The organism is Vibrio sp. V19_P1S1T109 (assembly GCF_002241375.1).
Lineage (GTDB): Bacteria > Pseudomonadota > Gammaproteobacteria > Enterobacterales > Vibrionaceae > Vibrio > Vibrio anguillarum.
Window position 1 is genome coordinate 1 of sequence record NZ_NDIM01000129.1, and the last position, 3,907, is coordinate 3,907.

At 44.4% G+C, this 3,907-nt stretch carries 4 protein-coding genes; all 4 read right to left on the minus strand.

What is annotated here, in order from left to right:
* Positions 1–107: 107 nt before the first annotated feature.
* On the minus strand, positions 108–1,112 hold the full coding sequence (ruvB, locus tag B9J87_RS06040) for a Holliday junction branch migration DNA helicase RuvB (protein WP_017042275.1): 1,005 nt from the start codon (positions 1,110–1,112) through the stop codon (positions 108–110).
* Positions 1,109–1,729 carry a Holliday junction branch migration protein RuvA gene (gene ruvA, locus B9J87_RS06045; protein ID WP_013856566.1) on the minus strand — a complete coding sequence of 207 codons (621 nt, stop codon included), beginning with the start codon at positions 1,727–1,729 and terminating at the stop codon, positions 1,109–1,111. The genes ruvB and ruvA overlap by 4 nt, the downstream gene beginning before the upstream one ends.
* 100 nt (positions 1,730–1,829) lie before the next feature.
* Entirely contained in the window at positions 1,830–2,351 is a 522-nt protein-coding gene (gene ruvC / locus B9J87_RS06050) for a crossover junction endodeoxyribonuclease RuvC (RefSeq protein ID WP_013856565.1), read from the minus strand.
* A gap of 81 nt (positions 2,352–2,432) precedes the next feature.
* Positions 2,433–3,815, minus strand: coding sequence for a cysteine--tRNA ligase (cysS, locus tag B9J87_RS06055; RefSeq protein WP_094149760.1), 1,383 nt, complete (start codon positions 3,813–3,815; stop codon positions 2,433–2,435).
* Positions 3,816–3,907: the final 92 nt, after the last annotated feature.

The window sequence follows — 3,907 nt, forward strand, 5'->3', positions numbered from 1 at the left end:
ACAATACACTTCACATCATTAACTCTTTAGTGATAAGGAAATTATCATAAATAAGATGTAGTTCACACTTTGTGCTTACCACCTAAAAATGATGATGAGGTGTAAACTTATTTTTCAATTCCGAAGTGAAGATAGGCGCGATCGGTCGCCATTCGTCCTCTTGGTGTCCGTTGTAAATAACCTTGTTGGATAAGAAAGGGTTCTAACACATCTTCAATGGTATCTTTTTCTTCGCCGATTGCAGCAGCTAGGTTATCGAGACCAACAGGGCCACCGCCAAATTTGTCCATAATCGCTAGTAATAGCTTTCTATCCATATAGTCGAAACCTTGGCTATCAACATCCAACATGTTTAGCGCTTTATCTGCAGTCTCTATACATATGTGCCCGTTGCCTTTCACTTCAGCGTAATCTCGAACTCGGCGCAATAAACGGTTGGCAATCCGAGGCGTTCCCCTTGCTCTCCTAGCCACTTCAAGTGCACCATCCGCTTCCATCGACAATCCTAAACAGTCCGCGCTTCTTTGCACTATGTACTGTAGATCATCAATTTTGTAATACTCAAGGCGCTGTACAATACCAAAGCGATCACGCAAGGGTGAGGTTAACGAGCCAGCGCGAGTTGTTGCCCCAATCAGCGTAAAAGGGGGTAAATCGATTTTAATGGACCGAGCGGCTGGACCTTCGCCAATCATTATATCGAGCTGGTAATCTTCCATTGCGGGATAAAGAATTTCTTCAACCACAGGACTTAATCGATGAATTTCATCAATAAAAAGAACGTCGTTCTCTTCAAGGTTAGTCAGTAATGCCGCCAAATCACCTGCTTTTTCCAATACCGGACCAGAAGTTGTGCGGATATTCACTTCCATCTCATTGGCAACGATATTGGCTAATGTTGTTTTTCCAAGCCCTGGAGGGCCAAAAATCAGGAGATGGTCGAGTGGTTCGCTGCGCATTTGTGCCGCTTTAATGAAGATTTCCATTTGATTGCGTACATGATCTTGGCCACGATAATCCGCTAATTTTTTGGGACGAATCGCGCGATCAATAATATCTTCATCTTTAAAAATAGGGCTATCAGGGGCAATTAAGCGATCAGCTTCAATCATACCATTGCTCTCAAGGCTTCTTTAATCAGCGCTTCACTGGTCATGTCAGCTTTCATTACTTGTGCCACTACTTTAGAAGCTTGTTGAGGCTTATAACCCAAAGAAAGTAACGCACTGATCGCTTCTTCTTCCGCATTGCTCGTGAGCGCTTCCAAGGAATTGTTATCGACTGGCGCAGCGTCAGTAGCGGGAGTGAAGAGGTCACCGGCTCCCCAACCTTTCAGCCTATCTTTCATCTCAACAACCAAACGTTCAGCGGTTTTTTTACCCACGCCAGGAAGCTTAACTAATGTGGAGATATCTTCACGCTCAACGCATGAAACAAATTGACCGGCCGTCATTCCGGACAAAATACCCAAGCCTAATTTTGGCCCGACGCCATTCGCTTTAATCACTTCACGAAATAAAGCTCGCTCTTTTACCGTGTTGAAACCATATAAAAGCTGCGCATCTTCTCGGACCACAAAATGGGTATAAATGACCGCTTCTTCGCCCAATTTAGGGAGTTCATAGAAGCAACTCATTGGCATTTGGACTTCATAACCAATGCCAGCGACTTCAATCAATAGCTCTGGAGGTTGCTTTTCAATCAGAATGCCGCGAAGACGTCCAATCACAGGAAATTCCTTAGAGAAATGAGGTTATTTGACTCGGATGATAATAAATAACTGGATGTATAGCCAGTAGAAAAATACCACCTCGCTCGAGATCGGTTTTTCAGCGATATCGGCCTTTTTTAGCACTGCTTGCCCGCCCAGCTAACGCAATCAAGGTTTTATTGGTATTCGCATGACAAATTGCCACACCCAGAGCATCAGCGGCATCCGCTTGTGGCTTAGCCGATAATTTGAGCATTTGCTGGACCATATGTTGCACCTGCGCTTTATCAGCACTACCCGTACCAACTACAGATTGTTTAACCAGTCGAGCGGCATATTCATAGACTGGAAGATCCGCATTCACCGCCGCCACGATAGCACTGCCCCTTGCTTGCCCGAGTTTGAGTGCTGAGTCCGCATTCTTTGCCATAAATACTTGCTCAATGGCAAAAACATCAGGCTGAAACTGTGTGATGATTTCCGTCACGCCAGCGTAAATTTGCTTGAGCCGCCCAGGTAACTCTTTTTCGGAGGTACGAATACATCCACTACCAAGATAGTACAAATATCGTCCATGCTGCCTGATCACACCATAACCTGTGATTCGCGAACCGGGATCTATACCTAAAATAATTGACATGAAAACCTTAATCGTGGACGAAAAACAAAATGGGCTTAACCAATAAAGTTCAAGCCCATCATCGACAAGTTAACTGCCTGATTATTTACGACGCCAAGTAGTCCCACTTGGGCCATCTTCTAAAATGATGCCGAGTTCGTTCAACTTATCGCGTGCCACGTCAGCATTAGCCCAATCTTTTGTTGCACGTGAGTCATTACGCAGTTTGATCAAAGCTTCAATCTCAGCCACTTGTTCGTCGCCATTAGTGCCTCCTTTAAGAAACACTTCTGGATCTTGATGCAAAATGCCAATCACATCGGCAAGCTCACGCATAAGTGCGCCAAGAGCGCTGGCTTGCTGAAGATTTTCTGTCTTCAACTTGTTGATATCACGTGCCATATCAAACAATACGGAATAAGCCTCTGGCGTATTAAAGTCATCATTCATCGCTATCGTAAAGCGGCTGACATACTCTTCACCGCCCGCAACTGCTACGGTTAAATCCAACCCTCTCAACGCTGTGTATAGACGCTCTAGCGAGGCACGCGCTTGTTTTAGGTTATCTTCGCTGTAATTTAATTGGCTACGATAATGGCCCGACATCAAGAAATAGCGCACCGTTTCCGCATCATAGTGAGCAAGTACATCGCGGATTGTGAAAAAATTCCCTAATGATTTAGACATTTTTTCTCTATCCACCATCACCATGCCACTGTGCATCCATGTGTTCACATAGGGAGTGTCATGTGCGCAGCATGATTGAGCAATTTCATTTTCATGGTGAGGAAACTGCAAATCAGAGCCTCCACCATGAATATCAAAGTGGTTACCCAAAATCGCTGAATTCATCGCCGAACATTCGATGTGCCAGCCTGGGCGTCCTTCTCCCCATGGGGATTCCCAAGTGGGCTCGCCCGGCTTCGACATTTTCCACAGCACAAAATCAAGTGGGCTACGCTTAGCAAGATCAACATCAACACGAGCGCCCGCTTGAAGCTGATCGAGATCTTGTTTGGATAACTTGCCGTATTCGTCAAATTTGCTGACTTCAAACATCACATCACCATTAGAAGCAACGTAAGCAAAACCGCGTTCAATCAGTCGTTGCACCAAGCCTATGATTTCTTGGATATAAGCGGTTGCACGAGGCTCGACATCTGGACGTTTCATATTCAATGCATCGAAATCTGCATGCATGTCTGCTATTAAGCGCTCGGTTAGCGAATCGCAAGATTCACCATTTTCGGCAGCACGTTTAATGATTTTGTCATCAATATCAGTGATGTTACGCACAAATGTAAGGTCATAGCCTAAGTAGCGCAAGTAGCGAGAAATCACATCAAAAGAAACGAAGGTGCGACCATGGCCAATATGACAGAGATCATAAATGGTGACTCCACAGACATACATACCCACTTTGTTGGCATGAATTGGTTTGAATTCTTCTTTTTGTCTAGTGATTGAGTTATATATTTTCAGCATGATCTCTATCTAATAACTGTTTGAACTAAAATGGCTTCACAGTATAACAACTCTAGCCTAGCTTGGTCATCCTTATTCTCTCGCAATAATAC